Origin of the sequence: Vitreoscilla filiformis (assembly GCF_002222655.1) — a bacterium.
In the GTDB taxonomy this organism is placed as follows: Bacteria; Pseudomonadota; Gammaproteobacteria; order Burkholderiales; family Burkholderiaceae_C; genus Ideonella; species Ideonella filiformis.
The window spans coordinates 888,559-913,288 of the sequence record NZ_CP022423.1 but is presented as its reverse complement, the minus strand read 5'-3'; the positions used below and the strand labels follow the sequence as shown (position 1 = coordinate 913,288).

At 64.5% G+C, this 24,730-nt stretch carries 23 protein-coding genes; 14 read left to right on the top strand and 9 right to left on the bottom strand.

Translation table 11 applies throughout. The annotated features are described in order from the left end of the window. Positions 1–34: 34 nt before the first annotated feature. The 7 genes from VITFI_RS04250 to VITFI_RS04220 all read left to right on the top strand — a co-directional run bounded on the left by VITFI_RS04250 (position 35) and on the right by VITFI_RS04220 (position 7,853). The gene (locus VITFI_RS04250) at positions 35–1,015 is read left to right on the top strand and encodes a PhoH family protein (protein WP_408645609.1); all 981 of its coding nucleotides are present in this window, start codon (positions 35–37) and stop codon (positions 1,013–1,015) included. Beyond that, positions 1,015–1,482 carry an rRNA maturation RNase YbeY gene (ybeY, locus tag VITFI_RS04245; RefSeq protein WP_089415932.1) on the top strand — a complete coding sequence of 156 codons (468 nt, stop codon included), beginning with the start codon at positions 1,015–1,017 and terminating at the stop codon, positions 1,480–1,482. Before VITFI_RS04250 ends, ybeY begins: the two co-directional genes overlap by 1 nt. A gap of 117 nt (positions 1,483–1,599) precedes the next feature. Next, a complete protein-coding gene (locus VITFI_RS04240; RefSeq protein WP_089415931.1) occupies positions 1,600–2,760 on the top strand; it encodes an ABC transporter substrate-binding protein in 1,161 nt (386 codons plus the stop codon). A gap of 31 nt (positions 2,761–2,791) precedes the next feature. Beyond that, positions 2,792–3,895: an efflux RND transporter periplasmic adaptor subunit gene (locus VITFI_RS04235; RefSeq protein WP_089415930.1), complete on the top strand. Its 1,104-nt coding sequence runs from the start codon at positions 2,792–2,794 to the stop codon at positions 3,893–3,895. 9 nt (positions 3,896–3,904) lie between these two features. Beyond that, entirely contained in the window at positions 3,905–7,183 is a 3,279-nt protein-coding gene (locus tag VITFI_RS04230) for an efflux RND transporter permease subunit (RefSeq protein WP_198301606.1), read from the top strand. A 42-nt stretch (positions 7,184–7,225) separates the two neighbouring features. After that, positions 7,226–7,474: a YgaP family membrane protein gene (locus tag VITFI_RS04225; protein ID WP_089415929.1), complete on the top strand. Its 249-nt coding sequence runs from the start codon at positions 7,226–7,228 to the stop codon at positions 7,472–7,474. Positions 7,475–7,568: 94 nt separating this feature from the next. After that, complete coding sequence (locus VITFI_RS04220) at positions 7,569–7,853, top strand: metal-sensing transcriptional repressor (RefSeq protein ID WP_089415928.1); 285 nt, start codon at positions 7,569–7,571, stop codon at positions 7,851–7,853. 5 nt (positions 7,854–7,858) lie between these two features. Here VITFI_RS04220 and VITFI_RS04215 read toward each other — a convergent pair whose 3' ends face one another. From VITFI_RS04215 to VITFI_RS04205, 3 genes are all read right to left on the bottom strand, one after another. Further along, complete coding sequence (locus VITFI_RS04215; protein WP_089415927.1) at positions 7,859–8,185, bottom strand: ArsR/SmtB family transcription factor; 327 nt, start codon at positions 8,183–8,185, stop codon at positions 7,859–7,861. 113 nt (positions 8,186–8,298) lie between these two features. Next, entirely contained in the window at positions 8,299–8,661 is a 363-nt protein-coding gene (locus tag VITFI_RS04210; RefSeq protein WP_198301605.1) for a hypothetical protein, read from the bottom strand. 19 nt (positions 8,662–8,680) lie between these two features. Then, positions 8,681–9,187: a TlpA disulfide reductase family protein gene (locus tag VITFI_RS04205; protein WP_157725554.1), complete on the bottom strand. Its 507-nt coding sequence runs from the start codon at positions 9,185–9,187 to the stop codon at positions 8,681–8,683. A 74-nt stretch (positions 9,188–9,261) separates the two neighbouring features. Here VITFI_RS04205 and VITFI_RS04200 point away from each other — a divergent pair, with 74 nt between their 5' ends. The 4 genes from VITFI_RS04200 to VITFI_RS04185 all read left to right on the top strand — a co-directional run bounded on the left by VITFI_RS04200 (position 9,262) and on the right by VITFI_RS04185 (position 12,425). After that, the gene (locus tag VITFI_RS04200; RefSeq protein WP_198301604.1) at positions 9,262–9,624 is read left to right on the top strand and encodes a c-type cytochrome; all 363 of its coding nucleotides are present in this window, start codon (positions 9,262–9,264) and stop codon (positions 9,622–9,624) included. Positions 9,625–9,632: 8 nt separating this feature from the next. Beyond that, positions 9,633–10,910, top strand: a complete 1,278-nt coding sequence (locus VITFI_RS04195; protein WP_089415925.1) for an NAD(P)/FAD-dependent oxidoreductase — start codon at positions 9,633–9,635, stop codon at positions 10,908–10,910. 97 nt (positions 10,911–11,007) lie between these two features. Further along, the gene (locus VITFI_RS04190; protein WP_089415924.1) at positions 11,008–12,087 is read left to right on the top strand and encodes a YeeE/YedE family protein; all 1,080 of its coding nucleotides are present in this window, start codon (positions 11,008–11,010) and stop codon (positions 12,085–12,087) included. After that, positions 12,084–12,425 (top strand): hypothetical protein, encoded by a 342-nt coding sequence (locus VITFI_RS04185; protein WP_089415923.1) that lies wholly within the window; start codon positions 12,084–12,086, stop codon positions 12,423–12,425. The genes VITFI_RS04190 and VITFI_RS04185 overlap by 4 nt, the downstream gene beginning before the upstream one ends. Before the next feature lies 1 nt (position 12,426). Here VITFI_RS04185 and VITFI_RS04180 read toward each other — a convergent pair whose 3' ends face one another. Both VITFI_RS04180 and VITFI_RS04175 read right to left on the bottom strand, forming a co-directional pair. Continuing rightward, the gene (locus tag VITFI_RS04180; protein ID WP_089415922.1) at positions 12,427–15,726 is read right to left on the bottom strand and encodes an FG-GAP-like repeat-containing protein; all 3,300 of its coding nucleotides are present in this window, start codon (positions 15,724–15,726) and stop codon (positions 12,427–12,429) included. Positions 15,727–15,917: 191 nt separating this feature from the next. Continuing rightward, positions 15,918–17,774, bottom strand: coding sequence for a phosphoenolpyruvate carboxykinase (GTP) (locus VITFI_RS04175; RefSeq protein ID WP_089415921.1), 1,857 nt, complete (start codon positions 17,772–17,774; stop codon positions 15,918–15,920). A gap of 387 nt (positions 17,775–18,161) precedes the next feature. Here VITFI_RS04175 and VITFI_RS04170 point away from each other — a divergent pair, with 387 nt between their 5' ends. Together VITFI_RS04170 and VITFI_RS04165 are read left to right on the top strand one after the other, a co-directional pair. After that, a complete protein-coding gene (locus VITFI_RS04170) occupies positions 18,162–18,584 on the top strand; it encodes a universal stress protein (RefSeq protein WP_089415920.1) in 423 nt (140 codons plus the stop codon). Positions 18,585–18,709: 125 nt separating this feature from the next. Next, positions 18,710–20,035: a D-amino acid dehydrogenase gene (locus tag VITFI_RS04165; RefSeq protein WP_089417953.1), complete on the top strand. Its 1,326-nt coding sequence runs from the start codon at positions 18,710–18,712 to the stop codon at positions 20,033–20,035. Here the strand turns inward: VITFI_RS04165 and VITFI_RS04160 are convergent. The 4 genes from VITFI_RS04160 to VITFI_RS04145 are packed head-to-tail and all read right to left on the bottom strand — an operon-like array spanning position 20,003 to position 23,383. Continuing rightward, on the bottom strand, positions 20,003–20,713 hold the full coding sequence (locus VITFI_RS04160; protein WP_198301603.1) for a DUF484 family protein: 711 nt from the start codon (positions 20,711–20,713) through the stop codon (positions 20,003–20,005). The genes VITFI_RS04165 and VITFI_RS04160 overlap by 33 nt on opposite strands. After that, the gene (gene dapF / locus VITFI_RS04155) at positions 20,710–21,567 is read right to left on the bottom strand and encodes a diaminopimelate epimerase (protein ID WP_089417951.1); all 858 of its coding nucleotides are present in this window, start codon (positions 21,565–21,567) and stop codon (positions 20,710–20,712) included. The genes VITFI_RS04160 and dapF overlap by 4 nt, the downstream gene beginning before the upstream one ends. A gap of 38 nt (positions 21,568–21,605) precedes the next feature. After that, on the bottom strand, positions 21,606–22,520 hold the full coding sequence (locus VITFI_RS04150) for a lysophospholipid acyltransferase family protein (RefSeq protein ID WP_089415919.1): 915 nt from the start codon (positions 22,518–22,520) through the stop codon (positions 21,606–21,608). Continuing rightward, the gene (locus VITFI_RS04145) at positions 22,517–23,383 is read right to left on the bottom strand and encodes a lysophospholipid acyltransferase family protein (RefSeq protein WP_089415918.1); all 867 of its coding nucleotides are present in this window, start codon (positions 23,381–23,383) and stop codon (positions 22,517–22,519) included. The genes VITFI_RS04150 and VITFI_RS04145 overlap by 4 nt, the downstream gene beginning before the upstream one ends. Before the next feature lie 147 nt (positions 23,384–23,530). On the opposite strand from VITFI_RS04145, the gene metK reads away from it, so the two are divergent. Continuing rightward, a complete protein-coding gene (gene metK / locus VITFI_RS04140) occupies positions 23,531–24,712 on the top strand; it encodes a methionine adenosyltransferase (protein WP_089415917.1) in 1,182 nt (393 codons plus the stop codon). Positions 24,713–24,730 lie beyond the last annotated feature (18 nt).

The window sequence follows — 24,730 nt, the reverse complement described above, 5'->3', positions numbered from 1 at the left end:
CAATCCAGGCTTCACACCCCCTGACCCCATGTTGCTGCGACACACCTTCACCCCTTTGGACAACACCCGCCTGGGCCATTTGTGCGGCCCGGTGGATGAGCACCTGCGCGCCATCGAAGCCGTGGTCCCTGTGACCATCAGCCGCCGCCAAGGCGCGTTCCGCATCGACGGCGCCAAGCGCGATGCGGAAGCCACGCTGGCGCTGCTCGTCACGCTGTACGAGCGTGCGGCACGCGCCATTCCCGCCGACACGCTGCAACTGGCGCTGGACGATCTGCGCCGCAGCCATCACCAACCGCCCAGCGGTGCCCATGTGGGCGCGGTCGAGCCGGGCAGCCGGGAGATCGTGCTGCACACCCGTCGCGCCGATTTGACGGGCCGCACACCCAACCAGATGCAATACCTGCGGCAGATGTTGGACCACGACATCACCTTCGGCATCGGCCCGGCCGGCACGGGCAAAACCTTCCTGGCTGTGGCCTGCGCGGTGGATGCGTTGGAGCGCAGCGGCGTGCAACGCATCATCCTGACGCGCCCAGCGGTGGAAGCCGGCGAGCGCCTCGGGTTTTTGCCAGGCGATTTGACGCAAAAAGTCGATCCGTACCTGCGCCCGCTCTACGACGCGCTCTACGACTTGATGGGCTTTGACCGCGTCACCAAAGCGTTTGAGCGTGGTTTGTTGGAAATCGCGCCGCTGGCGTTCATGCGGGGGCGCACACTCAACCATGCCTTCGTCATCCTCGATGAAGCGCAAAACACCACGCCCGAACAAATGAAAATGTTCCTGACGCGCATTGGCTTCGGCGCCAAAGCGGTGATCACTGGGGACATCAGCCAAATCGACTTGCCACGCGGCGTGCCCAGCGGCCTCAAAGACGCCGCGCATGTGCTGCGCAACGTGCCGGGCGTGGCGTTCACCCGCTTCACGTCGCATGACGTGGTGCGCCATCCGCTGGTGGCGCGCATCGTCGATGCGTATGACCTCGCTGCCGAAACCTCCGCTGAGAAATCCTGATGGCCACGATTGCCCGCCCTGACCTGAGTCTGTCCCTGCAACAACCCGATGGCCGCCACCGCGCCCACCTGCCTCGCGCCAAGGTGGCACGCTGGATCCGGGCAGCGCTGGATGAGCTGCCTGGCGAAATCACCGTGCGCATCGTCGATGCCGAGGAAGGCCAGCGCCTGAACCGTGAGTTTCGCGGCAAGGACTACGCTACCAACGTCCTGACCTTCGACTACACCCAAGAACCCGTGGTGATGGCCGACCTGGTGCTGTGCGCCCCGGTGGTGGAAAAAGAAGCCGCCGAGCTGGGCATTCCGCTGGCGCAGCACTACGCGCACTTGCTGGTGCATGGCACGCTGCACGCGCAAGGCTGGGATCACGAAACCAGCGACGAAGACGCCGAAGCCATGGAGGCCGAGGAAACGCGCATCCTGCTGGGGCTGGGCTGGCCTGATCCTTATCAAATCCGGGCCCATTGAAGAGGCGCCGATGAAGCGGCGGCGGTGTCCCATCATGGAACACCCGGCTAGGCAAACGCGATTCATCTCTTCATATTGAGCGCCTGTATCTTCAGTAACAAATTGAAAGAGGCCCTCATGAATCGACGTCGCTTCCTCCAACAGACGGCTCAGATAGGCGCCGCCGCCATGCTGCCGGCTGGCCAAGGATGGGCTGCGGGCGCTGAGGATGGTGTCACCGCCCAGACCCTCACCCTGGGTTCCAGCCTGCCGTTGACAGGCCCCATGGGTGTGGCCGGTAAAGACATCACAGCCGGAATGCGTGCTGCGCTGCTCGTCGCCAACCAAGCCGGTGGCGTGCATGGCCGCGAACTCAAGCTGGAAGTGCGCGATGACGCCTACGTCCCAGCGCGTGCGGTCGAAAACGTCAAACAACTGCTGCTGCCCAACACGGGCTGCCTGGCGTTGATGTCCTGCCTGGGCACACCGACCAACGCCGCCACGTTTCCGCTGATCGAACAAGCCGGCGCCCCTCTGGTGGGGCCGATCACGGGGGCGGGCTCGCTGCGCCAAGTCACGGCCCGCAACGTTTTCCACGTACGCGCCAGTTATGGCGAAGAGGCGGGCCGCGCCGTGCAGCAACTGGTGAACATGGGCGTCAAGGACATCGCCATCGTTTACCTGGACAACGGTTTCGGCAAAGAAGTGCTGCGCGAAGCCGAAACCGCCCTCAGCACCAACCGCTTGCAGGCCGTGGGCAGTGTGCCTTTGGCGGTGGATGGGGCCAACGTCAACGAAGTGGTCAAGAGCGTGCTGGGCAACAAGCCGGGCGCGGTGTTGATCGGCACGGCTGGCGTGGCCAGCACCCAACTGGTCAGCGGCCTGCGGCGCCAGGTCAGCGGGCTGCCGATTGTGGGTTTGTCGGTGGCGCTGTTCGGTTCGGACATGGTGCAACTCGGCCCACTGGTGCAAGGCATGGCCTTGACCCAGGTTCTGCCCGATCCCGACCGGCAACGCCTGGGTGTGGCCCGCGCCTACCAAGCCGCCATGAAAACGGCCAACGAAACGGCCATCAACAGCACCAGCTTCGAAGGCTGGATCAACGCCCAGGTCATGCTCGAAGGCTTGCGCCGTGCGGGCCGTGAGGTCAACCGCGACAAGTTGCGCCAAGCCCTGGCCAGCATCCGCCGCTTGGAGCTGGGTGATTTCAGCCTCGGGTTCTCAGGTTCTGCGCCTTATGTGGCATCGAACTTCGTCGAACTTGCCGTGCTGGGGGCCAACGGCAAGCGCCTGGGTTGATACCCTACAGGGTATTTGATACGATGGGCGCATGAACACGCCCATCGTCTTTCCTTTGCGTTCTCGGTTTTCATGGCGGGCTGCGGCCTCGGCGCTGACGGTGTCCGCCGGGCTGATCGGTTCAGCCCATGCCGCGCCGGCTGCGTCGGCGGTGGTGGTGCCGGTGGTCACCGTTCAAGCGGGCACCACGGCCCTCGGGTTTGAGCTGGATGGCCAAATCCAAGCCCAGCGCCAAGCCACCGTGGCCGCACAAATCGGTGGGACGGTGCAGGCCCTGCTGGTCAAAGCAGGGGATGCCGTGCGCGCCGGCCAAGCCCTCGCGCACATTGACGGGCGCAGCGCCAGCGCCGATCTTTCACGCGGTGACGCCGCCGTCGCCCAGGCCCAAGCGCAACTGGACAACGCCCGCCTGAACGCCGAACGCACCCGCGAACTGCGCGCCAAGGGTTTCGTCAGCCAAGCCGCGCAAGACATGGCGGACACCCAACTCAAAGCCGCCCAAGCCGGCCTGCGCGAAGCGGAGGCGGCACGCTCACAGGCTGCCTTGGCACGCGGTTTCACCACGGTGACGGCCCCGTTTGATGGCCTGGTGCAAACCACGCTGCTCGAAGCGGGCGATTTGGCCGGCCCCGGTCGCCCGGTGCTCACGTTGTACGCGCCTGGTGCGTTGCGGGCTGTGGTGCAAGTGCCGGCCTCGCGGGCCGCTGCCGCACAGACCGCCACCCGGTTGCAGGTTCAAGCGCCCGATGGCGGTTGGGTGGCGCCAGTGCGTCACACCGCCTTGCCGACCACCGACCCAGTGGCCCAAACCGTGGAATGGCGGTTGGATTTGCCCGCGCTCTCCGGAGCAGCCCCTGGGCAAAGCGTGCGTGTGCGGTTTGAAGGCGGCCCCGTGGCGGCCAATGCGGGGGCTGCGGCGTTGAGCGTACCGGCCAGCGCCGTGCTGCGTCGTGGGGAGTTGACGGCGGTGTACGTGGTGCAAGGGTCGCAGTTTGTGCTGCGGGCGGTGCGTTCGGGCGCCAGCCGGGGCGGGGCGGTGGAGTTGCTCGCTGGGGTCAAACCCGGGGAACGGGTGGCCCAAGACGCTGTGCGCGCCGGCTTGGCCGGGGCGGTGCCGGCGGCAGCGGCTCAATAAGGAGTCAGCATGAGCTTGCACACCCCGTCCCCGTCGGACGACGCCGCACGCATGGGCGTTTCCGGACGCCTGGCCGCTGCCTTCCAAGACAACGCCATCACCCCCTTGCTGGCGCTGGTGGCGCTGCTGTTGGGCCTGTTCGCCGTGCTGGTGACGCCCCGCGAGGAAGAGCCGCAAATCAACGTCACCATGGCCAATGTGCTGATTCCCTTCCCGGGGGCCAGCAGCGCCGATGTGCAAAACATGGTGGCCCGCCCCGCCGAGCAGGTGCTCAGCCAGATCGCGGGCATCGAGCACACCTATTCGGTGTCGCGCCCCGGGGTGGCGGTGCTGACGGTGCAATTCCAGGTCGGCGTGCCGCGCACCGAAGCGCTGGTGCGTTTGTACGACGTGCTCAACGCCAACCAAGACTGGCTGCCCGCCAACCTCGGTACGTTGCCGCCCATCGTGCGCCCCAAGGGCATCGACGATGTGCCGGTGCTCGGAGTGACCCTCTGGGCTCCCGACGCCCGTGCCGCTGTGGACATCGAGCGCGTGGCCCACAGCGTCGAAGCCGAACTCAAGCGCGTGCCCGGCAGCCGTGAGGTGCAAACCCTTGGTGGCCCGGGCCAAGCGGTGATCGTGGAACTGGATCCGTCCCGGCTGCGTGAGCGTGGCGTGGACGTGTTGCGCCTGAAACAAACCCTGTCCGCCGCCAACTTGGCCATGCCTGCTGGCACGGTGATGCAGCCCAGCGGGGGCCAGACGCTCACCGTGGAAACCGGCGAGTTCCTGCGCTCGGCAGACGATGTGGCCGATGTGGTGGTCGGCGTCAACCAAGGCAAGCCGGTGTACCTGCGCGAAGTGGCTCGCGTGGTGCCGGGCGCTGCCCAGCCGGTGCGCCACGTCTGGTTCACACCGGGCGCAGCGGCCACGGCACCGGGCAGCGCCGCCAGCACGGCAGCGCCAACCGGGCAGGTCTACCCGGCGGTGACCCTCACCGTCACCAAAAAGCCCGGCCAGAACGCGGTGGACGTGGCCCAGGCCGCCCGCCAGCGGCTCGACGAGCTGCGCGGCACCGTCATCCCCGAAGGCATCGAAGCCACCATCACGCGGGACTATGGCGAAACCGCCGCCGAAAAAGCCAACAAGCTGATTCAGAAACTGGGGTTCGCCACCGGCTCGGTCATCCTGCTGGTGGGCGTGGCGCTGGGGCGGCGCGAAGCCGTCATCGTCGGTGCAGCGGTGATTCTCACGCTCACGGCCACACTGTTTGCCTCCTGGGCCTGGGGCTTCACGCTCAACCGGGTGAGCCTGTTTGCGCTCATCTTTTCCATCGGCATCTTGGTGGACGACGCCATCGTGGTGGTGGAAAACATCCACCGCCATCAAGCGCTCGACCCGCACAAAACCCTGCGCGAGATCATCCCCGCAGCCGTCGATGAGGTCGGCGGCCCAACCATTTTGGCCACGCTCACGGTGATCGCCGCCCTGCTGCCGATGGCCTTCGTCACCGGGTTGATGGGGCCATACATGGGCCCCATCCCCATCAATTCGAGCCTGGGCATGGCGATCTCGCTGGCCATTGCGTTCACCGTCACGCCGCGGTTGGCTTTGAAGTTCATGCGCTCAGGGCACGCTGCTCACGCGGTCGGACAGGGGGACGCCCCCGGCATCGGCGCCAAGCTGGGGGGCGTGTTCGCTGGGCTGCTGCGCCCGCTGCTGGAGAGTGCCCGCAAACGCTGGCTGCTGCTGGGGGGCATCGTGGCGGCGCTGCTGCTGTCGGTGGGCCTGGCGCTGGTGCAGTGGGTGGTGCTGAAGATGCTGCCCTTTGACAACAAGAGCGAGTTCCAAGTGGTGGTCGAGATGCCTGCCGGCACGCCGCTGGAAGACACCGCCGCCGCCTTGCACGCCCTGGGCGCCCACTTGGCGCAACAGCCCGAGGTGCGCAACCTCCAGGGGTATGCCGGCACGGCCAGCCCGATCACCTTCAACGGCTTGGTGCGCCAGTACTACCTGCGCGCCGACGCCGAGCAAGGGGACTTGCAGGTGAACTTGGTGGACAAACACCACCGTTCGGAAAAGAGCCACGCCATTGCCCAGCGCTTGCGCCCGGGGTTGGAAAAAATCGCCGCCCAGCACGGCGCCAAAATCAAGGTGGTGGAAGTGCCGCCGGGGCCACCGGTGATGAGCCCGCTGGTGGCCGAAATCTACGGCCCCGACGAAGCGGGGCGCCAGCAAGTGGCCGCCCGCTTGGAGCGCGCCTTTGCACAAACCCGCGACATCGTCGCCATCGACACCAGCTTGAAGGCCGACGCGCCGCGCACCTTCCTGCGCGTGAACCGCCAGCGCGCTGAAAGCTTGGGCATCCCGGTGGCCGTGGTGGCGCAGACCGTGCAGGGCGCTCTCTCCGGAGCCGACGCCGCCTGGCTGCACGACGGCCAGAGCAAATACCCCGTGCCGGTGCGCCTGCAACTGCCACGTGAATCTCAGGTCGGGCTGGACGCCTTGCTGGCGCTGCCGCTGCGTGCTGGCAACGGCCAACTGGTGCCGCTCTCCGAGCTGGTGAGGGTGGAAAACGGCATCATCGACAAGCCGTTGTTCACCAAAAACCTTCACCCCGTGAGCTACGTGTTCGGCGACATGGCCGGCAAGCTGGACTCACCCCTGTATGGCCTGTTCGCCATCCGCCCCAAGCTGGCCGAAGCGGCCCTGCCGGGCACGGGTGAGCTGGGCGAATACTGGATTCACCAGCCCGCCGACCCCTTCCGCCAATACGCCCTGAAGTGGGATGGCGAATGGCAAATCACCTACGAAACCTTCCGCGACATGGGCGCCGCCTACGGCGTCGGCCTGATCCTGATTTACCTGTTGGTGGTGGCGCAGTTCAAGAGTTACGTCACGCCGCTCATCATCATGGCGCCCATTCCGCTCACCCTCATCGGGGTCATGCCGGGGCACGCGCTGCTGGGCTCGCAATTCACCGCCACCAGCATGATCGGGATGATCGCCTTGGCAGGGATCATCGTGCGCAACTCGATTCTGTTGGTGGACTTCATTGAGCTGCAAGTCGCTCAAGGGGTGGCGTTCAAAGAGGCCGTGGCCAGCTCCGCCCAGGTGCGTGCCCAGCCCATCGCGCTCACCGCCTTGGCGGCCATGATCGGCGCCCTGTTCATCCTCGATGACCCGATCTTCAATGGCCTGGCCATTTCGCTCATTTTTGGCATCTTGGTGTCCACGCTGCTGACGCTGGTGGTGATCCCGGTGCTGTATTTCGCGGTGTACCGCCGCCAGCATGAGGTGGCCTGATCGCGGGCCACTGGGTTTTCTTTGTTTGATTAGGAGGTTGTCATGACGGTAGAACGTTGGATTCGGGTGATCGCAGGCACGTTCATCATGGTGTCGTTGGCCTTGGGGGTGGAAGCCTCGCCGTTGTTTGTGAGCCCGTGGTTCCTGGCGTTCACGGCGTTTGTGGGTTTTAACCTGTTCCAGTTTGGCTTCACCAATTTCTGCCCGCTGGCCATCATTTTGAAGAAGCTGGGCGTGCCCACGCACGGTGGCTGCGACACCGGTGCCGGCGCTGGATCGTGCTGCCGTTGAGCGCAAACTTGCGGTTTTTTCGTCACCAGATGGTCATCGTTCGACAATGGCACCTTACCTCCCCATCCCTGGCTCTTTGGAAGAGTGTTGTGCCATGGCCAAAACCAACGACGAGAAAAACCGAACCGACCTGCTCAACCGCCTGAAACGGGCCGAAGGGCAGTTGCGCGGCATCCAGCGCATGATCGAGGAGGGCCAACCCTGCCTGGACATCGCCAGCCAGATGGCCGCCGTGCGCAAAGCGCTGGACAGCGCTTATGTGCGCATGACCGTGTGTTTCATGGAGCAAGAGCTGTGCGCCCGCCTGGGCGACGACAGCCGCAAGCCGCTCGAAGAAGTGCTCGGCGACGTGCAAACCTTGCTCGGCAAGGTACGCTGAACGGTTCAGATGCCCGTCGGTGCGGCAACGGATGTGGGCGGTGTCGGGGGAGGCACCACCATGTCCTGCGAGATTTGCAGGCACACCGCCCGGCACAGCGAAGCCACGCGCTCGCTTTGCAGGCGGTAATAAATTTGGGTGCTGTCGCGGCGTTTGCTGAGCACGCCGGCCCGGTACAGCGTGGCCAGGTGCTGCGACATGTTGGGCTGGGTGGTGTGAATCTCGGTCAGCAATTGCGAGACGTTCTTCTCACCCTGGCACAGTGCGCTGATGATCTTCAGCCGCACCGGCGTGGACAGCAGCGAGAACAGCTCGGCCACCGATTCGAACACGGCGTCAGCATTGGGATCCCTGTGGGGACATGCGCAAGTTTGTTGTCAGGTCGATCAGGGGCCGATTCTATTGACAAGAATACCCAGCCCCATATCCATATGCGCCTATCGTTTTAGTGGATGGCCAAACGGTAGTGATCCCGTTGCAGCACAGCGGCCACGGCGGTGACTTCCTCGGGGAACATCTGCAAGTTCAGTTGGGTGTTGCACATCTCCACCATGCCGCGCAGCTCGGCTGGGCTGTTGATGCGCTCCATCGGGCGATAGATGGCGCTGCCATCGCCCCCGACTTTGCGCGCATGGCACTCGCTGCACCGATGTTCGGCAATGAGCCGCTCACCCAAAGCCAGATCGGCCCCAGCGAACAGCGCGGGCATCGGTACTGCGGCTGAATCTGTGGCGTGCAGCTCAACACTGAACCACCCCAGCAGGGCAGCAGCGCCAACCCAAAGGGGGTGACGGTGGGCGATCCTCATCGGCGTCTCCTGTGTCGCGTCAAACCGGCTGGGCCCAGCGGGCCAGGCCCATCACATCGTCTTCGCTCATCTCTCCGGGGATGACTTCGCGCAGCCGCGTCCCCCGATCCAGCACACACGTCAGCGGGGTGATGCGCCGAGGGCTGAGCAGGCGATGCAGGCGCGAGGACTCCAAAGTCATCGGGAACGTCAACCCTTCTTGCTGGGCGTGGGTGCGCACAGCGCTGGCGTCCTGATCGTGGACAGCGCCCAACACCCGCAGGGGCTGCCCGCGCATGCGCTGCGCCAGCGCTTGCAGCCGCCGGTTATGGCGGTGGCAGTAGCCGCAGCTCAGCGAGAAAAACACCACCACCCAAGCCACATCCCGCACCTGCGCAGGGCCGAGCGAGGAGCCATCCAACAGCGCCACCTCAGGCCAGAGCAAAGGCTCACCCGGCGGCAACGCCGCGTGAGCCGATCCCGCTGCGCCAGCGAGCCACACCAAGGTGTGGCGCCGTGACACGGCGATGGTTTGCAGGGGTGGCACCAATGACAACACTACATTAGCATGTGATGATATTAAGAACACTATACACCCCCGCAAACCAACAGGAGTTCCCCATGACCCACACCCTGGCGGGCGTCGTCCCCGCCGCCCGTTCGCGGGCTTTTGCCGCGCGGGCGGCGCTGCTGGCACTGCTGACTTTGGCGGGCACAGCGGTTCACGCAAAGGATCCGACCGCGCTGCGCACCCGTGCCCTGGCCGCCACCTGCGCCCAGTGTCACGGCACGGACGGCCAAGCCGTCGAAGGTGAAGCCCTGATCCGCCTGTCGGTGCTGCCCGAGGACTACATCCTCAGCCAACTGATGGCTTTCCGCAGCGGCCAACGCCCGGCAACGATCATGCACCAGATCACCAAGGGCTATTCGCAAGAACAACTCGAAACCCTGGCGCGTTACTTCGGTTCGCGCAGCAAGCCGTGAAAGGCCACATGATGCAACGCAGACAACTTTTGGCCGGGCTGGTATCCGGCGGGGCACTGGGGCTGGCCGGCTGTGCGTCGGTGGGGGGCGATGCCTCCAAAGCCAAGGTGTTGGTGGTCGGAGGCGGTTATGGGGGCGCCACCGCGTCCAAGTACGTCCGCCTGTTTTCGGACTACCAAATCGACGTGACCATGGTGGAACCGAACCCGATGTTCGTGTCCTGCCCGGTGTCCAACTTGGTGATTGGCGGCATGAAAACCATGGCCGACATCACCAACCCCTACACGGGTTTGAGCACCAAACATGGGGTGCGTGTGGTGCAGGATCGGGTGACGAAAATCGATCCGGCCAAGAAAGTTGCCACCCTGGCCAGCGGCGGCGACATCCGCTACGACAAGCTGGTACTCGCCCCCGGCATCGATTTCATGTGGGATCAGATCGAGGGGCTTCAAGCCGCGCACAGTGCCGGCCAGATGCTGCACGCCTGGAAGGCTGGCCCGGAAACGATGGCCCTGCGCAAGCAGCTCGAAGCGATGCGCGACGGCGGCGTGTACGCCATCACCATTCCCGAAGCGCCATACCGCTGCCCGCCGGGGCCGTACGAGCGCGCCAGCGTGGTGGCGGCTTACTTCAAGAAGCACAAACCCAAATCCAAGGTGCTGATCTTGGATGGCAACGAGGACGTCACCTCCAAGGGCCCGCTGTTCAAAAAGGCTTGGAAAGAGCTGTACGGCCCGATGGTCGAATACCGTCCGCAGCACAAGGTGGTGGCGGTGGACGCCAAGGGTGGCGCGGTCAAGTTCGATGTGCAGGACGACGTTAAAGCCGATGTGCTCAACGTGCTGCCGGTGATGCGCGCCGGCGCACTGGCGGTACAAACCGGCTTGGCCAATGCCAATGGCCGCTGGTGCTTGGTCAACTTCTTGAATTTTGAATCGACGGCGGCCAAAGACATCCACGTCATCGGCGACGCGATTCAAATCGCCCAGGGCATGCCCAAATCGGGCCACATGGCGAACTCACACGCCAAGGTGACGGCGGCGGCCATCGTGGCCGAGCTGCAAGGCTTGGAGATCAACCCGCATCCGATGCTCACCAATGTGTGCATGAGCTACGTCGATGACCTGCATGTGATCCACGTCGCCAGCGTTCACGAGTACGTCTCGCCCAAGAAGAGTTTCTTCACGATCGGCGGGTCGGGGGGCGTGTCCGACGTGCGCAGTGACTTGGAAGGCCGTTACGCCGAAGCCTGGGCCAAGAACATTTGGGCCGACACGCTCATGTGACCTTGCTCAAGCGATTCAACGGGCCTACCCCGCATCATCCAAATTTCTGTAATGACGGATATTTGAATGCGAGGGCCTGCCCGTGCTTGAATCGTTGATGTCGCGCCTGGGGGAGACCCAAACCGTCACCCTCACCGGCGCTTTGATTGGTTTGCTGTTTGGCTTTTTTGCCCACCGTTCGCGCTTTTGTTTGCGCTCGGCGGCCATCGAGTTTTCCCGTGGGACGCGGGAGGGCAAACTCACCGTCTGGCTGTTCGCCTTCGCCACGGCGGTGCTGTTGACGCAAGGTTTCATCCTCGCCGGCTGGCTCGACGTGACCGACGCCCGCCAGCTCGCCCAGCGTGGCAGCCTGTCGGGCGCCGCCATCGGCGGAGCGATGTTCGGAGCCGGCATGATCTTGGCGCGTGGGTGCTCCAGCCGCTTGCTGGTGCTGGCCGCGCAGGGCAACTTGCGGGCTTTGCTTTCGGGCCTGGTGTTCGCGGTGACGGCCCAGGCAGCCCTGACGGGCGTCCTCTCGCCCTTGCGCACCGAGGTGGCTGGGTGGTGGACGGTCGAAGGCGGCAGCGCCCGGGACTTGATCGCCCTCACCGGCATCGGGCACGGTGGCGGGGCGGTGTTTGGCGCCTTGTGGTTGATCGCAGCTTTGGTGTGGGCCCAGCGTCAGGGCGTGAAGTTTTGGGGCTGGTTCGGCGCGGTGGGCGTCGGGGCGATGGTGGCCACGGCGTGGCTGCTGACCTATTTGGAATCGCGCCAGGCGTTTGACACCGTGGTGCCGATTCAAGCCTTGTCGTTCACGGGCCCGTCGGCGGATGTGCTGATGCTGGTGCTGTCGCCACCGGGGCAGCCGCTCAAGTTCGACCTGGGGTTGGTGCCGGGGGTGTTTTTGGGTTCGTTCCTGTCGGCGCTGCTGTGGCGCGAGTTGAAGCTGGAAGGCTTCCAGGGCGGACAGTCGATGCGCCGCTACATCGCCGGGGCCATGCTGATGGGCTTTGGCGGCATGCTGGCCGGTGGCTGCGCGGTGGGCGCGGGGGTGTCGGGGGCGGCGGTGTTCACCATCACCTCGTGGGTGACGCTGGCGGCGATTTGGATCGCTGCTTCGCTGACCGACTGGTGGGTGGATCGCCGCGCCGAGGCGCCGGTGGCGGCGCCGGGTGAGCCCGGTTACGTCAGCCCATGAACACCGGGGCACAGGCTTGCCAACTGCGCTTGCGATTGCAGGCTCAAATGGCGTTGCTCGGGTGGGTGCATCCACTGGTTCGCGCCGTGGGCGTGGCGCTGGATGAGTCTCTGCACCGCCTGCACTGGCACGCCGTGCTGGACGCTGGTGAGGCCGAAGCGCACGCACAAGCGCTTGATGCCCTGAGCTGCGCCGCCACCGAATTGATCTCCCACTATGGTTCGCCGTGGGAGATCGAAGAGCACTACACCGTCAGCCCGCAGCCGGCGGCGTTGCCGGCACTGCCGTTGCCGCTGGTGTTTCGACGGTGGGAGCCGGACGAGCGCCCGGCCCGCTGACTCAAGGGAGCGCCACCACGTTGGTGGACACATCCGCATCCACCCACAACTGCGCCGATGCGCCGTCGCGGTCGTAGAGCTGATAGGTCTGACCTTCGTAGCTGGCGGTGCCGGTGGCTTGCCAATCCGCCGCGTCGTTCAGCGTCACGCTGTCCCCCGCGTTGCCTTGGATCATCAGTTGCATCTTGCCGGCGGTGCTGAAGGTGTTGGCCGCGCCCAGTTGCAACACGTCGGTCAGGGACATTACCAGCACGTTGTCGCCCGAACCTGTGATGTCCAACACGTCGATGTTTTGGATCACGGGGGCTTTGACAGCCGTCAGGTCGAGGGTGATACCGGCGCCGTCAATGCGCAGTGTGTCCACGCCGGAGCCGCCGTCGATGCGCAGAATCGATTGGCTGTCACCCGTTTGCCCCAGCTCGCTGAGGTTGCTGGTGTTGAGCACGATCACATCATCGCCCGCACCGCCGTACAGCACATCGGCACCGCCGGAGCCGATCAGGGTGTCATCGCCCGCGCCGGCGACGAGTTGGTTATCGCCGCTCGTGCCGGTCAGGGTTTCGGCGGCGCTGGTGCCGATGGCATCGCCGTCGGCGCTGTCGAAGATCCACTCGGTGATGACTTCTGAGCCGCCGAAGATCACGTAGCTCTTCCCTGCACTGGCGTTGCCGGATGGGTCTGCACTGTAAGCCCCAACGATCAGATCATCAAAACCATCGCCGTTCACATCCCCCGCCGATGAGACCGATCTGCCGCTGTAGTCATCCGCCGACTGCCCGTTGATCACAAACCCCGCCGTGCTCGTGCCCGCCGTCAGTGCCAACACATCCACCGCCCCTCCATCACTCTTGCCGAACACCACGTAGCTCTTCCCGGCATTGGCGTTGCCTGATGGGTCTGCACCCTGAGCCCCAACGATCAGATCATCCAAGCCGTCTCCGTTCACATCCCCTGCCGATGAGACCGAATAACCGCTGTAGTCCACCGCCAACGGGCCGTTGATCACAAACCCCGCCGTGCTTGTACCCGCCGTCAGTGCCAACACATCGACCCCCCCACCATCGCTCTTGCCGAACACCACATAACTCTTGCCTATATGACGGAGCGATATGGCGTCAGGCCCGGAAGCCCCGACGATCAGATCATCCAAGCCGTCCCCATTCACGTCCCCTGCCGATGAGACCGACCTGCCGCTGTCGTCCCACGACTGCCCGTTGATCACAAACCCCGCCGTGCTCGTGCCCGCCGTCAGTGCCGACACATCCACCACGCTGCCATCGCTCTTGCCGAACACCACGTAGCTCTGACCCGCATGAATGTTGCCGGATGGGTCTGCGTAGTAAGCCCCGACGATCAGATCATCCAAGCCGTCTCCGTTCACATCCCCTGCCGATGAGACCGAGCAACCGCTGTAGTCATGCGTCGACTGCCCGTTGATCACAAACCCCGCCGTGCTCGTGCCCGCCGTCAGCGCCGACACATTCACCACCCCGCCATCGCTCTTGCCGAACACCACGTAGCTCTGACCCGCATAACTGTTGCTGGATGGGTCTGCACCGAGAGCTCCAACGATCAGATCATCCAAGCCGTCCCCATTCACATCCCCTGCCGATGAGACCGAATAACCGCTGAGGTCATCCGCCGACTGGCCGTTGATCACAAACCCCGCCGTGCTCGTGCCCGCCGTCAGCGCCGACACATTCACCACCCCGCCATCGCTCTTGCCAAACACCACGTAGCTCTGACCCGCCTGGGTGTTGCCGGATACAGATGCACGGTAAGCCCCGACGATCAGATCATCCAAACCGTCTCCGTTCACGTCCCCTGCCGATGAGACCGAATAACCGCTGAGGTCATCCGCCGACTGCCCGTTGATCACAAACCCCGCCGTGCTCGTGCCCGCTGTCAGCGCCGATACATCCACCACGCTGCCATCGCTCTTGCCGAACACCACGTAGCTCTGACCCGCAGAACTGTTGCCGGATGGGTCTGCACCGCCAGCCCCGACGATCAGATCATCCAAGCCGTCTCCGTTCACATCCCCTGCCGATGAAACCGAACTGCCGCTGAAATCGAACGCCGACTGCCCGTTGATCACAAACCCCCCGCTCCCGGCAGCCACGCTGGACAACATCACCGTGGCCGTTACTTGCGTCACCGGCAGCTCAAACTGCACCTCGCTGTTCACAATGAGCTGCGCCGTGCCCCCCGCGTCGTTGTAGACGTTGTAAGTGCTGCCCGCGTGACTCAGCGTGCCCACCTGAATCCACGCCTCATTGCCCTTGTCCAGCGCGCTCTTGACCAGTGCATCCTGCGCTGTGCCCTCAATGACCACCTGCACCCGCGCCTCGCTGGCTTGCAGGCTATACGTCCCCTCACTCCACCCCAGGCGGGCCGCGTTGCCGCTGTTGAGCGCATTGGCCGTCCCCATCGCAACCACGTTAGCCGACATCAACGCCAATTCCTGCGCACCGCTGCCGCTCAAGTCCACCGTCTGAATGTTTTGCAGCCGCGCTGTGCCCGAACCCGTGGCGCTGACCACCGCCACCAGATCCAACGCCGTCCCGGTGGACGTACCCAGGCGCAAGGTGTTCCACCCCGTGCCTCCATGGATTTGCGTCGCCGAGCCCGTGCTGGCACCCAAGGCGCTCAGATCACTGTCGATCAAGTTGAACGTGTCATTGCCAGCCCCGCCCAGCAAGGTGTCCGCCCCCCCTCGCCCACTCAGCACATTGGCCCCCGCGTTGCCCGTCAGTACATTGGCCGCCGCATTGCCTGTGGCGTTGAGGGCATTCGAACCGACCAGCGTCAGGTTCTCGACGTGATCGGACAGGGTGTAACTCACCCCCGCACGCACCAAATCCACCCCTTTCCCAGCCCACTCGATCACTCGGTCTTGGGCCTGGCTCACGATGTAGGTGTCATCTCCCGCGCCCCCGCGCATCGTGTCCGCGCCAGCGTGACCGTTGAGCTGGTTGTTGTGGCCGTTGCCAATCAGCAGGTTGTCCGCCGCATTCCCACCACCGTGGCGCGCAGTGCCGATCAGCAGCAGATTCTCTGCGTTGTCCTCCAGCACATGGGACACCTTCGCGTACACCCAATCCGTGCCCCCGCCTGCGGCTTCTTGCACTCCATCCAGATACCCGACAACGTAGGTATCGTTCCCCAAGCCACCGATCAGGAGGTCGGCACCGGCCTTGCCATCAAGCCAGTCATCCCCTCCCAGACCCTGGAGGGTGTTGTTGCCCGCGCCGCCGGCCAGCGTGTCGGCGTTGTCAGTGCCACGAATGATTTTCTCCATGATGCTTTGCCAATCCCTGGATTGAAGGAGGTTTTATTCTGCTGTTAAGTGGTGTGGCGTGGGATTTCTAGTTGTTTGTCTCGCTATTCAGCCACGGGATCTTCGGCAAGAGACAGGCATAAAAAAACCAGTCAGGTTCACTGACTGGTTTTTGGCGAGAGAAGGGCCAAAACGGCCCTTTCATCAGAGGCTCAAGCGGCCAACGCGGCTTCCAACTTGGCCTTGGTTGCCTTCAGCGCTTCCGGCAGGTGGTATTCCAGCGTGGTGAACAGCTCGGTGTGCAGCTTGAGTTCTTCCGTCCAAGCAGCGTGGTCGATGCTGGTCACCGAGGTGTATTGCTCGCGGCTGAAGTCCAGGCCGTCCCAGGTCAGGTCTTCGTAGTTCGGGGTCAGGCCGAACAGGTGCTCGACGCCGGCTTGTGCCTTGCCTTCCACGCGTTCGATCATCCACTTCAGGACGCGGGCGTTGTCACCGTAACCCGGCCAGACGAACTTGCCGTCGGCGCCCTTGCGGAACCAGTTCACGCAGAAGATCTTCGGCAGCGTGGCACCCGAGGCTTGCAGCTTGGCGCCCATGTCCAGCCAGTGCTGGAAGTAGTCGCTCATGTTGTAGCCAGCGAACGGCAGCATGGCGAACGGGTCACGACGCACCACACCTTGCGCGCCGAAGGCAGCAGCGGTGGTTTCCGAACCCATGGTGGCGGCCATGTACACGCCTTCCGTCCAGTCGCGGGCTTCGGTCACCAGCGGCACGGTGGTGGAGCGACGGCCACCGAAGATGAAGGCGTCGATCACCACGCCAGCGGCGTCATCCCAAGCCGGGTCGAGGGCCGGGTTGTTGGTGGCGGCCACGGTGAAGCGGGCGTTCGGGTGTGCAGCCTTGGCGCCGGTTTCCTTGGCGACGGCAGGCGACCAGTCCTTGCCTTGCCAGTCGATGGCGTGGGCCGGAGCGTCGCCGTCCATGCCTTCCCACCAGACGTCGCCGTCATCGGTCAGGGCGACGTTCGTGTAGATCACGCCCTTGTCCAGCGACTTCATGCAGTTCGGGTTGGTCTTGAAGTTCGTGCCCGGGGCCACGCCGAAGTAACCGGCTTCGGGGTTGATGGCGCGGAGCTTGCCGTCGGCGGTGGGCTTGATCCAGGCGATGTCGTCGCCGATGGTGGTCACCGTCCAGCCGTTCAGGGCCGCCGGCGGAATCAGCATGGCAAAGTTGGTCTTGCCGCAAGCCGACGGGAAGGCGGCTGCAACGTGGTACTTCTTGCCTTCCGGCGAGGTCACGCCCAGGATGAGCATGTGCTCGGCCAGCCAGCCTTGCTCACGGCCCATGTTCGAGGCGATGCGCAGGGCGAAGCACTTCTTGCCCAGCAGCGCATTACCGCCGTAGCCCGAGCCGTACGACCAGATTTCGCGGGTGTTCGGGTAGTGGACGATGTACTTGGTCTTGGGGTTGCAAGGCCACACGGTTTCGTCCTTCTGGCCTTCGGCCAGGGGAGCGCCCACGGTGTGGACGCACGGCACGAAGTCACCGTTTTCGCCGATCACGTCGAACACGGCCTTGCCCATGCGGGTCATCAGCTTCATGTTGACGGCGACGTAAGCGCTGTCGCTCAGCTCAATGCCAACGTGGGCGATGGGCGAACCCAGCGGGCCCATGCTGAACGGGATCACGTACATGGTGCGGCCAGCCATGCAACCCTTGAACAGCGCGTTCTCGCCGGTTTGCAGCAGGGCGCGCATGTCGGCGGGGGCCATCCAGTTGTTGGTCGGGCCAGCCAGTTCCTTGGAGTCGGCACAAATGAAGGTGCGGTCTTCCACGCGGGCCACGTCCGACGGGTCGGTGCAGGCCAGGAAGCTGTTCGGGCGCTTGGCTTCGTTCAGCTTCTTGAAGGTGCCAGCGTCCACCAGTTGTTGGCAGAAGCGGTCATATTCTTCTTGGCTGCCATCGCACCAGACGATGTCTTTGGGCTGGGTCAGGGCGGCGATTTCAGCAACCCAAGCCACCAGCTTGGCGTTTTTCACATACGCGGGGGCGTTCACTTGCACGGTCATGGTGAGAGGCTCCAATCAGAGAAAACAAAACGACATTGGGCGAATTCCGCCGAGCCATCCCGCACACCGCGACGCCTCACGAAACTTGCCCAATGCCGCACACAGCACAGCGCTCAGTTACGGCGCTGTTTCAGCACGATTCAGGGGAATTTCAGCCCTCCACATGTAGAAGGCCGCGAGCGGGCGAGTGTAACGATGCCGTAATCTGCCGTGTCAGCCAAACTATGCAAATCAAGAATAGTTGAATGCATCCAGGGTCTGACGCTCTCTCTTCCCCATGAAACCTGATGTGGCTCAAGGCCCGTCAACATAGGGGGAATTCGCAGGCCCCGTGCGACACTGACGCGGTTCTGACACTCGCTCAACCTGTTCTTCTGGAGATCGCGCATGAAAATCCTCGTCGCCGTCGATGGCAGCCCCTACACCAAGCGCATGCTGGCCTACCTGGCCGCCCACGACGAATGGCTGGGGGCTCATCACGAATACACCGTGCTCCACGCGGTGATGGCCATTCCCCCCCGGGCCGCAGCGGCACTCACCCCCGAGGCCCTGCACGAGTATTACGACGATGAAGCTGCGAAGGTGTTCAAGCCCATCCGCACATTCTTCGAGCGCCAAACGCTGCAAGCGGAGTTTGCCCACAAGGTAGGCCATGCCGCCGATGTCATCTCCGCGACGGCCAACCACGGCAGTTTCGATTTGCTCATCATGGGCTCCCACGGCCACGGCAGCTTGGGCAACTTGATCCTGGGTTCAGTAGCGACCAAGGTGATGGCGCATTGCAACACCCCAGTGCTGTTGGTGCGTTGATCAGTTTTTCTAATGAAGCTGGATAAACATTCATTCAGCTTCATGAAATTCGTGCGACTGTCCAGAATCTAAGCCCACAGTCGCACGCCACCCGGCGTGTGCGTCAACGCAACGAGGTGGCCATCATGCACGTCATCGTTTTGGGCGCCGGCATCATCGGCGTGTCCACGGCTTGGTATCTGGCCGAAGCAGGCCACGAGGTGACGGTGGTGGATCGCCAAGCCGACGCCGCCTTGGAAACCAGTTTCGCCAACGGGGCGCAAATTTCGGTCAGTTTCTGCGAGCCTTGGGCCAATGCGGGTGCGCCGCTGAAGGTCGCCAAATGGCTGCTGCATGACGACTCGCCCCTGCTGTTCCGCCCCAAACTCGACCCCTATCAATGGCGCTGGGGCGTGAAATTCCTCACCCAATGCACCGATGCGGCCTTCGCTCGCAACGTGCGTCAGTTGGTGGCCCTGGGCGCGTATTCGCATGACAGCCTGAAGGCGCTGGTGGCACAAACCGGCATCACCTACAACCGTTTGGAACGCGGCATCCTGCACTTCTTTTCGTCGGCGGCAGACTTTGAAGCCGGCGCTGCGGGTGCCGAGTTGATGCGCCAGTACGGGGTGGATCGGCGTGTGCTGTCCCGCGAGGAGGTGTTGCGCGTCGAGCCGGCGCTGGCCGCATTTGGGCCGAACATCCACGGGGGCACCTTCACGCCCAGCGATGAATCGGGCGATGCCTGCGTGTTCACCCAAAAATTGGCGCAGCGCTGTGCGGAACGCGGCGTGCGCTTCCTGTGGGAGCACGACGTGCTCGGGCTGGAAACCACGGGCGGCGAGATCAGCGCCGTGCGGGTGGCCGATCGCCTAAGCCGTGCCAGCCGCCGTCTCGTGGCCGACCAGTACGTGGTGGCGATGGGCAGCTACACCGCACCGCTGCTGCGCCCGATCGGCGTCGATTTGGACATTTACCCGGCCAAGGGTTACTCCGCCACCCTGCGACTGAAGCGCCCCGACGCAGCCAGCGTGGTGAGTTTGTTGGACGACTCGCGCAAGATTGCCATTTCACGCCTGGGGGATCACATCCGCATCGCTGGCACCGCCGAAATGGCCGGCTTGGACACGCGACTGGACACGCCCACCGCGCAAGTGCGCTGCCAAGCGCTGGTGCGTCGCTACGAGGAACTGTTCCCCGGCGTGGCCGACACCTCCGAGCCCCACTACTGGACGGGCCTGCGCCCCAGCACCCCGACCAACATTCCCTACATTGGCCGGGCGGCCAAAGTCGGGCGGTTGTGGCTCAACGCCGGCCACGGCACGCTGGGCTGGACGCACGGCGCCGGTTCGGGCCGCGCCCTGGCGGAGTTGATGTGCGGCAAGGCGCCGGAGTTGTCGTTCGCGTTTTGCGGCCCGGTGCCCGCCCCTGGCCGCACTTCAGGTCGGCCCGCTGGCCTCTGCCACCAGTAAGCGACTCAACGCCGCGCTGGCCACTTCCCCGATCTGCGCCAAAAAATCCACCGCCAACTCGGGGTGGTAACGCGCCGGATCGGGTGAACCCAGCACCAGCAGGCCAAAGCAGGCGCCGGTGCGCTGGGCGCCGGGCCGCAGCGGGATCATGGCCAGCGAGCGCACGGGCACCGCTGGGTCGTCCAGCCACTGCGCGGCCTCGTAGTGGGCGTTGTAGCCGCAAAACGGCTGGGCCAAACTGGCGGCGAACGTCTGGATGCGCTCGCTCACCGGACGCGCCAGCGGCAAATGTGCAAACGACGGCGCCACACGCCACATGCGCAACGCCACCTGCGGCACGGCAAACTCGTGGCGCAGTTTCTCCACCAACACCGGGCCGAGCAAGGCCGCATGACGCGCTTGCATCACCGCACACGTCCAGCGGTGCATGGCGCCGGCCAGGCGTTGGTTGTCATGGCCCAACTGGATCAGCGTGCGGTAACGCTCCTCTGCCGTTTTGAGGCGCTCCCGCACCTGCTCCAGTTGCCGTTCATGCAGAGAAACCACCCGGCCATCGTGCAAGCTGGGCAAGCGCATCTGCTCCAGCCAACCGGCATGGCGCGTCAACATCGCCGGATCGCGCAACAGCCAATCCAGCACCGCTTCCTCGGTGGTGAGCGCGGCGGGCAACGGTGTCACAGGTCGATCTCGCCTTCAAACACCGTCACCGCTGGGCCGGTCATCATCACCGGATGGCCTTCGCCCTGCCAGGTGATGGTGAGGCAGCCCCCTCGGGTGTGAACGTCCACCGTCGCGTCCAACCAACCCAAGCGGATGCCGGCGACCACCGCCGCACACGCCCCCGTCCCGCAGGCCAGGGTTTCGCCGGCGTCGCGCTCGAAAACCCGCAGGGCAATCTCGGCGCGGCTGCGCACCTGCATGAACCCCGCGTTGACCTTGCGCGCAAACCGAGGATGCGCTTCGACCTGCGGCCCAATCAGCGCCACCGGCGCCCGCTCGACATCGTCCACCCGCTGCACCGCATGCGGGTTGCCCATGGACACCACCGCCACCTCGACCGACACCCCATCGGCCAGCGCCAGCGGCCACAGCTCGAAGCCGTTTTCCAGGCGCGGCACCAAGCCGGTGGCGTCGAACGGCAGCCGGGCGTGTTCAAACATCGGCTGGTTCATGTTGACGGTGACGCGGCCATCGGGCTGATCCGTCAGCTCCAACAGGTTGTTCACCGTTTCCACGCGCAGCGGGTTGCGCGTGGACAGGCCCTGGTCATGCACATAGCGCACGAAACAGCGCGAACCGTTGCCGCATTGCTCCACTTCATCGCCGGTGGCACCGTTGAAGATGCGGTAACGGAAATCCACATCCGCCCGGCTCGGGGCTTCCACCACCAAAATTTGATCGGCGCCGACGCCGAAACGCCGGTCGCCCAGGTGGCGCAGTTGGGCGGGGGTGAGGGTCAGCGGGGTGGTGGTGGCGTCGATGACAACGAAGTCATTGCCGGCGCCGTGCATTTTGGTGAAACGCAGTCGCATGGGGGTTTCTCGCGCAAACAGCGGGTTGGGATCAGCCATCAGTAGAAGCGCGCTTCGCCTTCCGGACGGGTTTTGAAGCGACGATGCACCCAGTAATACTGGGCCGGCATCTCGCGGATGCGGGCTTCCAGCCATTGGTGCCACGCGGCGGTAGCACGCACGGGATCGGGGTCGTCAAAGCCGGGCGGCATCTCGTGGACATGCAGGCGGTAGCCCCGCCCACGCGGCAGCATCTCGACCACCAAAATCTGCACCCGCAACTTCAGCGAAGCCGCCAAGCGTGCGGGAGACAGCAAGGTGTTCGCCGCCACGCCGAAAAAGGGCACGAACGCCGAGTCCTGCGGGCCAAAATCCATGTCCGACGCATTGATGAACACCGCCCCCTTGTGGATGGCACGCACCACGGGGCGCACGCCTTGCGAGCGATCGACCAACAGCGTGTCACTGCCCAGGCGCAAGCGCACGCGGCGCAGGGCGTCGTCCATCACCGGGTTGCGCTGGGTTTGGTAGATGCTCACCATGCTGCGCTGCTGGCCGAACGTCAGCGGCGGGGCGATGAAGTCCAGCGCCACAAAGTGCGGCAGCATCCACATCGCCGAGGTGTCTGGGTGTTGGGTGAACTGCGTCAGGTCACCTTCTACTTGGATCAACCGGGCCAGCCGCGCCGGCGAGGCGTAGAGCAACAGCGAGCGCTCCAACATGCTGCGCATCAGCCAGCCCAGGTGCTCGCGGCCCAGACGGCGGCGGGCGGCATCGTCCATGTCCGGAAAACACAGGCGCAGGTTCGTCAGCACGATGCGCCGGCGCGAACGCGCCAACGGCCATAGCACCCATTCCCCCAATGCTCGCCCGAAGGCGGCCAGCAGCGGCAGCGGCAACCAATGCAGCAGCCACAGCAGCGCCAGAAAACTGCGCCCACCCCATTCGGCGCGACGCTGTTTGAAATCGCTCATGCACCGGCCTCCAGCGTCGCGGGCAAGCTGCGCGGCCCTTTGTAGCGGTTGTAGCCCCAGAGGTATTGATGGGGGATGTGGCGAATCGTCCATTCCATCGCGGCGTTGATGGCGGCGGCGGCCGCTTCGTCCCCCTTGGGCAACGCCGAGGGCAACGGGGCGTAATGCATGACGAACCCTTGCGCGCCGGGCAGGCGTTCACACCACGTCAGCAGCACGGCGCAGCCGGTTTGCTGCACCAGGCGCGCCGCCAGGGTCATGGTGTAAGCCGGCTGACCGAAGAACGGCGCCCAGGCCCCTTGGCCTTCGGGCGGCACTTGGTCGGGCAGCAGGCCCAGGGTTTCGCCCTTACGCAAAGCCCGGATCATCTGCCGCACCCCCGACAGGCTGGCCGGCGCCGCTTGCATGTGCGGCGCGGTGCGGGCGGTGGTTTGCACGTCGGCCAGCCAAGGCTGCTTGGCGGGGCGGTACAGCACGGTGATGGGCTGGGTCGGCCCGAAACGCTCAGCGTAGGCGCAGGCCGACATCTCGAAACAGCCCAGGTGCGGCGTGAGCAACACCAAACCTCGCCCAGCGCGCAATGCTTCTTCGACGTGTTCGGTGCCGTGCCACGCACGGATCAGCGGCAGGATGGGGCGTTGACGATCCCGAAACCACAGCCAAGGCACCTCCAGGAACAGGCGCCCGATTTCCGCCACCGATTGGCGACGTTGGGTGCTGTTCAGCCCCGCCAACGTGGCGTTGGCTGCCAATCGACGCCGATAGGTGGGGGAAGCCAACCACGTCAGCCAACCCAAACTGCCCCCGACAAAAGCCACAAGCCCCAGAGGCCAGCCGGCGACGCTGCGCAGCAACCACTTCATGCTTCAGATAAGATTCAAAATCATCGCCGAGTTAACAGGACAACTTGCGGGGCGATTCACACAAATGCCGCTAAAGCGTTCGCCGCTCTCTTCAGGTTGCCGAGCCGGTTGACGCCTTCTCAAACCCGTGCAACCCGAGTGAGCAACATGGCCAGCGATTATCTCTTTACCTCCGAATCGGTCTCTGAGGGCCATCCCGACAAGGTGGCCGACCAGATCTCGGATGCCATCCTCGACGCCATCTTGGCGCAAGACCCGCGCAGCCGCGTCGCTGCCGAAACGCTGTGCAACACTGGCTTGGTCGTGCTGGCGGGTGAAATCACCACCAACGCCCACGTCGATTACATCCAGGTGGCGCGGGACACCATCAAGCGCATCGGTTACGACAACACCGAGTACGGCATCGACTACAAGGGCTGCGCCGTCATGGTCTGCTACGACAAGCAGAGCAATGACATCGCCCAAGGCGTCGATCACGCTTCGGACGACTATCTGAACATCGGCGCTGGCGACCAAGGCCTGATGTTCGGCTACGCCTGCGACGAAACGCCCGAGCTGATGCCCGCGCCGATCTACTATGCCCACCGCCTGGTGGAGCGCCAAGCGCAGTTGCGCAAGGATGGCCGCCTGCCCTTCCTGCGCCCGGATGCCAAGAGCCAAGTGACGATGCGCTATGTGGACGGCAAGCCGCACAGCATCGACACCATCGTGCTGTCCACCCAGCACAGCCCGGAGCAAAGCGACGGCAAGCACATGCTGCCCAGCTTCACCGAGGCGGTGATCGAGGAAATCATCAAGCCGGTGCTGCCCAAGGAATGGATCACGGCGGACACCAAATACCTGATCAACCCGACGGGCCGTTTCGTTGTCGGTGGCCCGCAAGGGGACTGCGGCCTGACGGGGCGCAAGATCATCGTCGATACCTACGGCGGCGCTTGCCCGCATGGCGGCGGCGCGTTCTCGGGCAAGGACCCGACCAAGGTGGACCGCTCGGCGGCCTACGCGGCGCGCTACGTGGCCAAGAACATCGTGGCCGCTGGGCTGGCCAAGCAGTGCCAGATCCAGGTGGCGTACGCCATCGGCGTGGCGCACCCGATGAACGTCACGGTGTACACCGAGGGCACGGGCGTGATCCCCGACGAGCAGATCGCCGCCTTGGTGCGCGAGCACTTCGACCTGCGCCCCAAGGGCATCATCCAGATGCTGGATTTGCTGCGCCCGATCTATGGGAAAACCGCCGCTTACGGCCACTTCGGTCGCGAAGAGCCGGAATTCAGTTGGGAGCGCACCGACAAGGCCGCCGCCCTCAAGGCCGCCGCCGGTCGGTGATCCTCCTGCGTTTCGTTC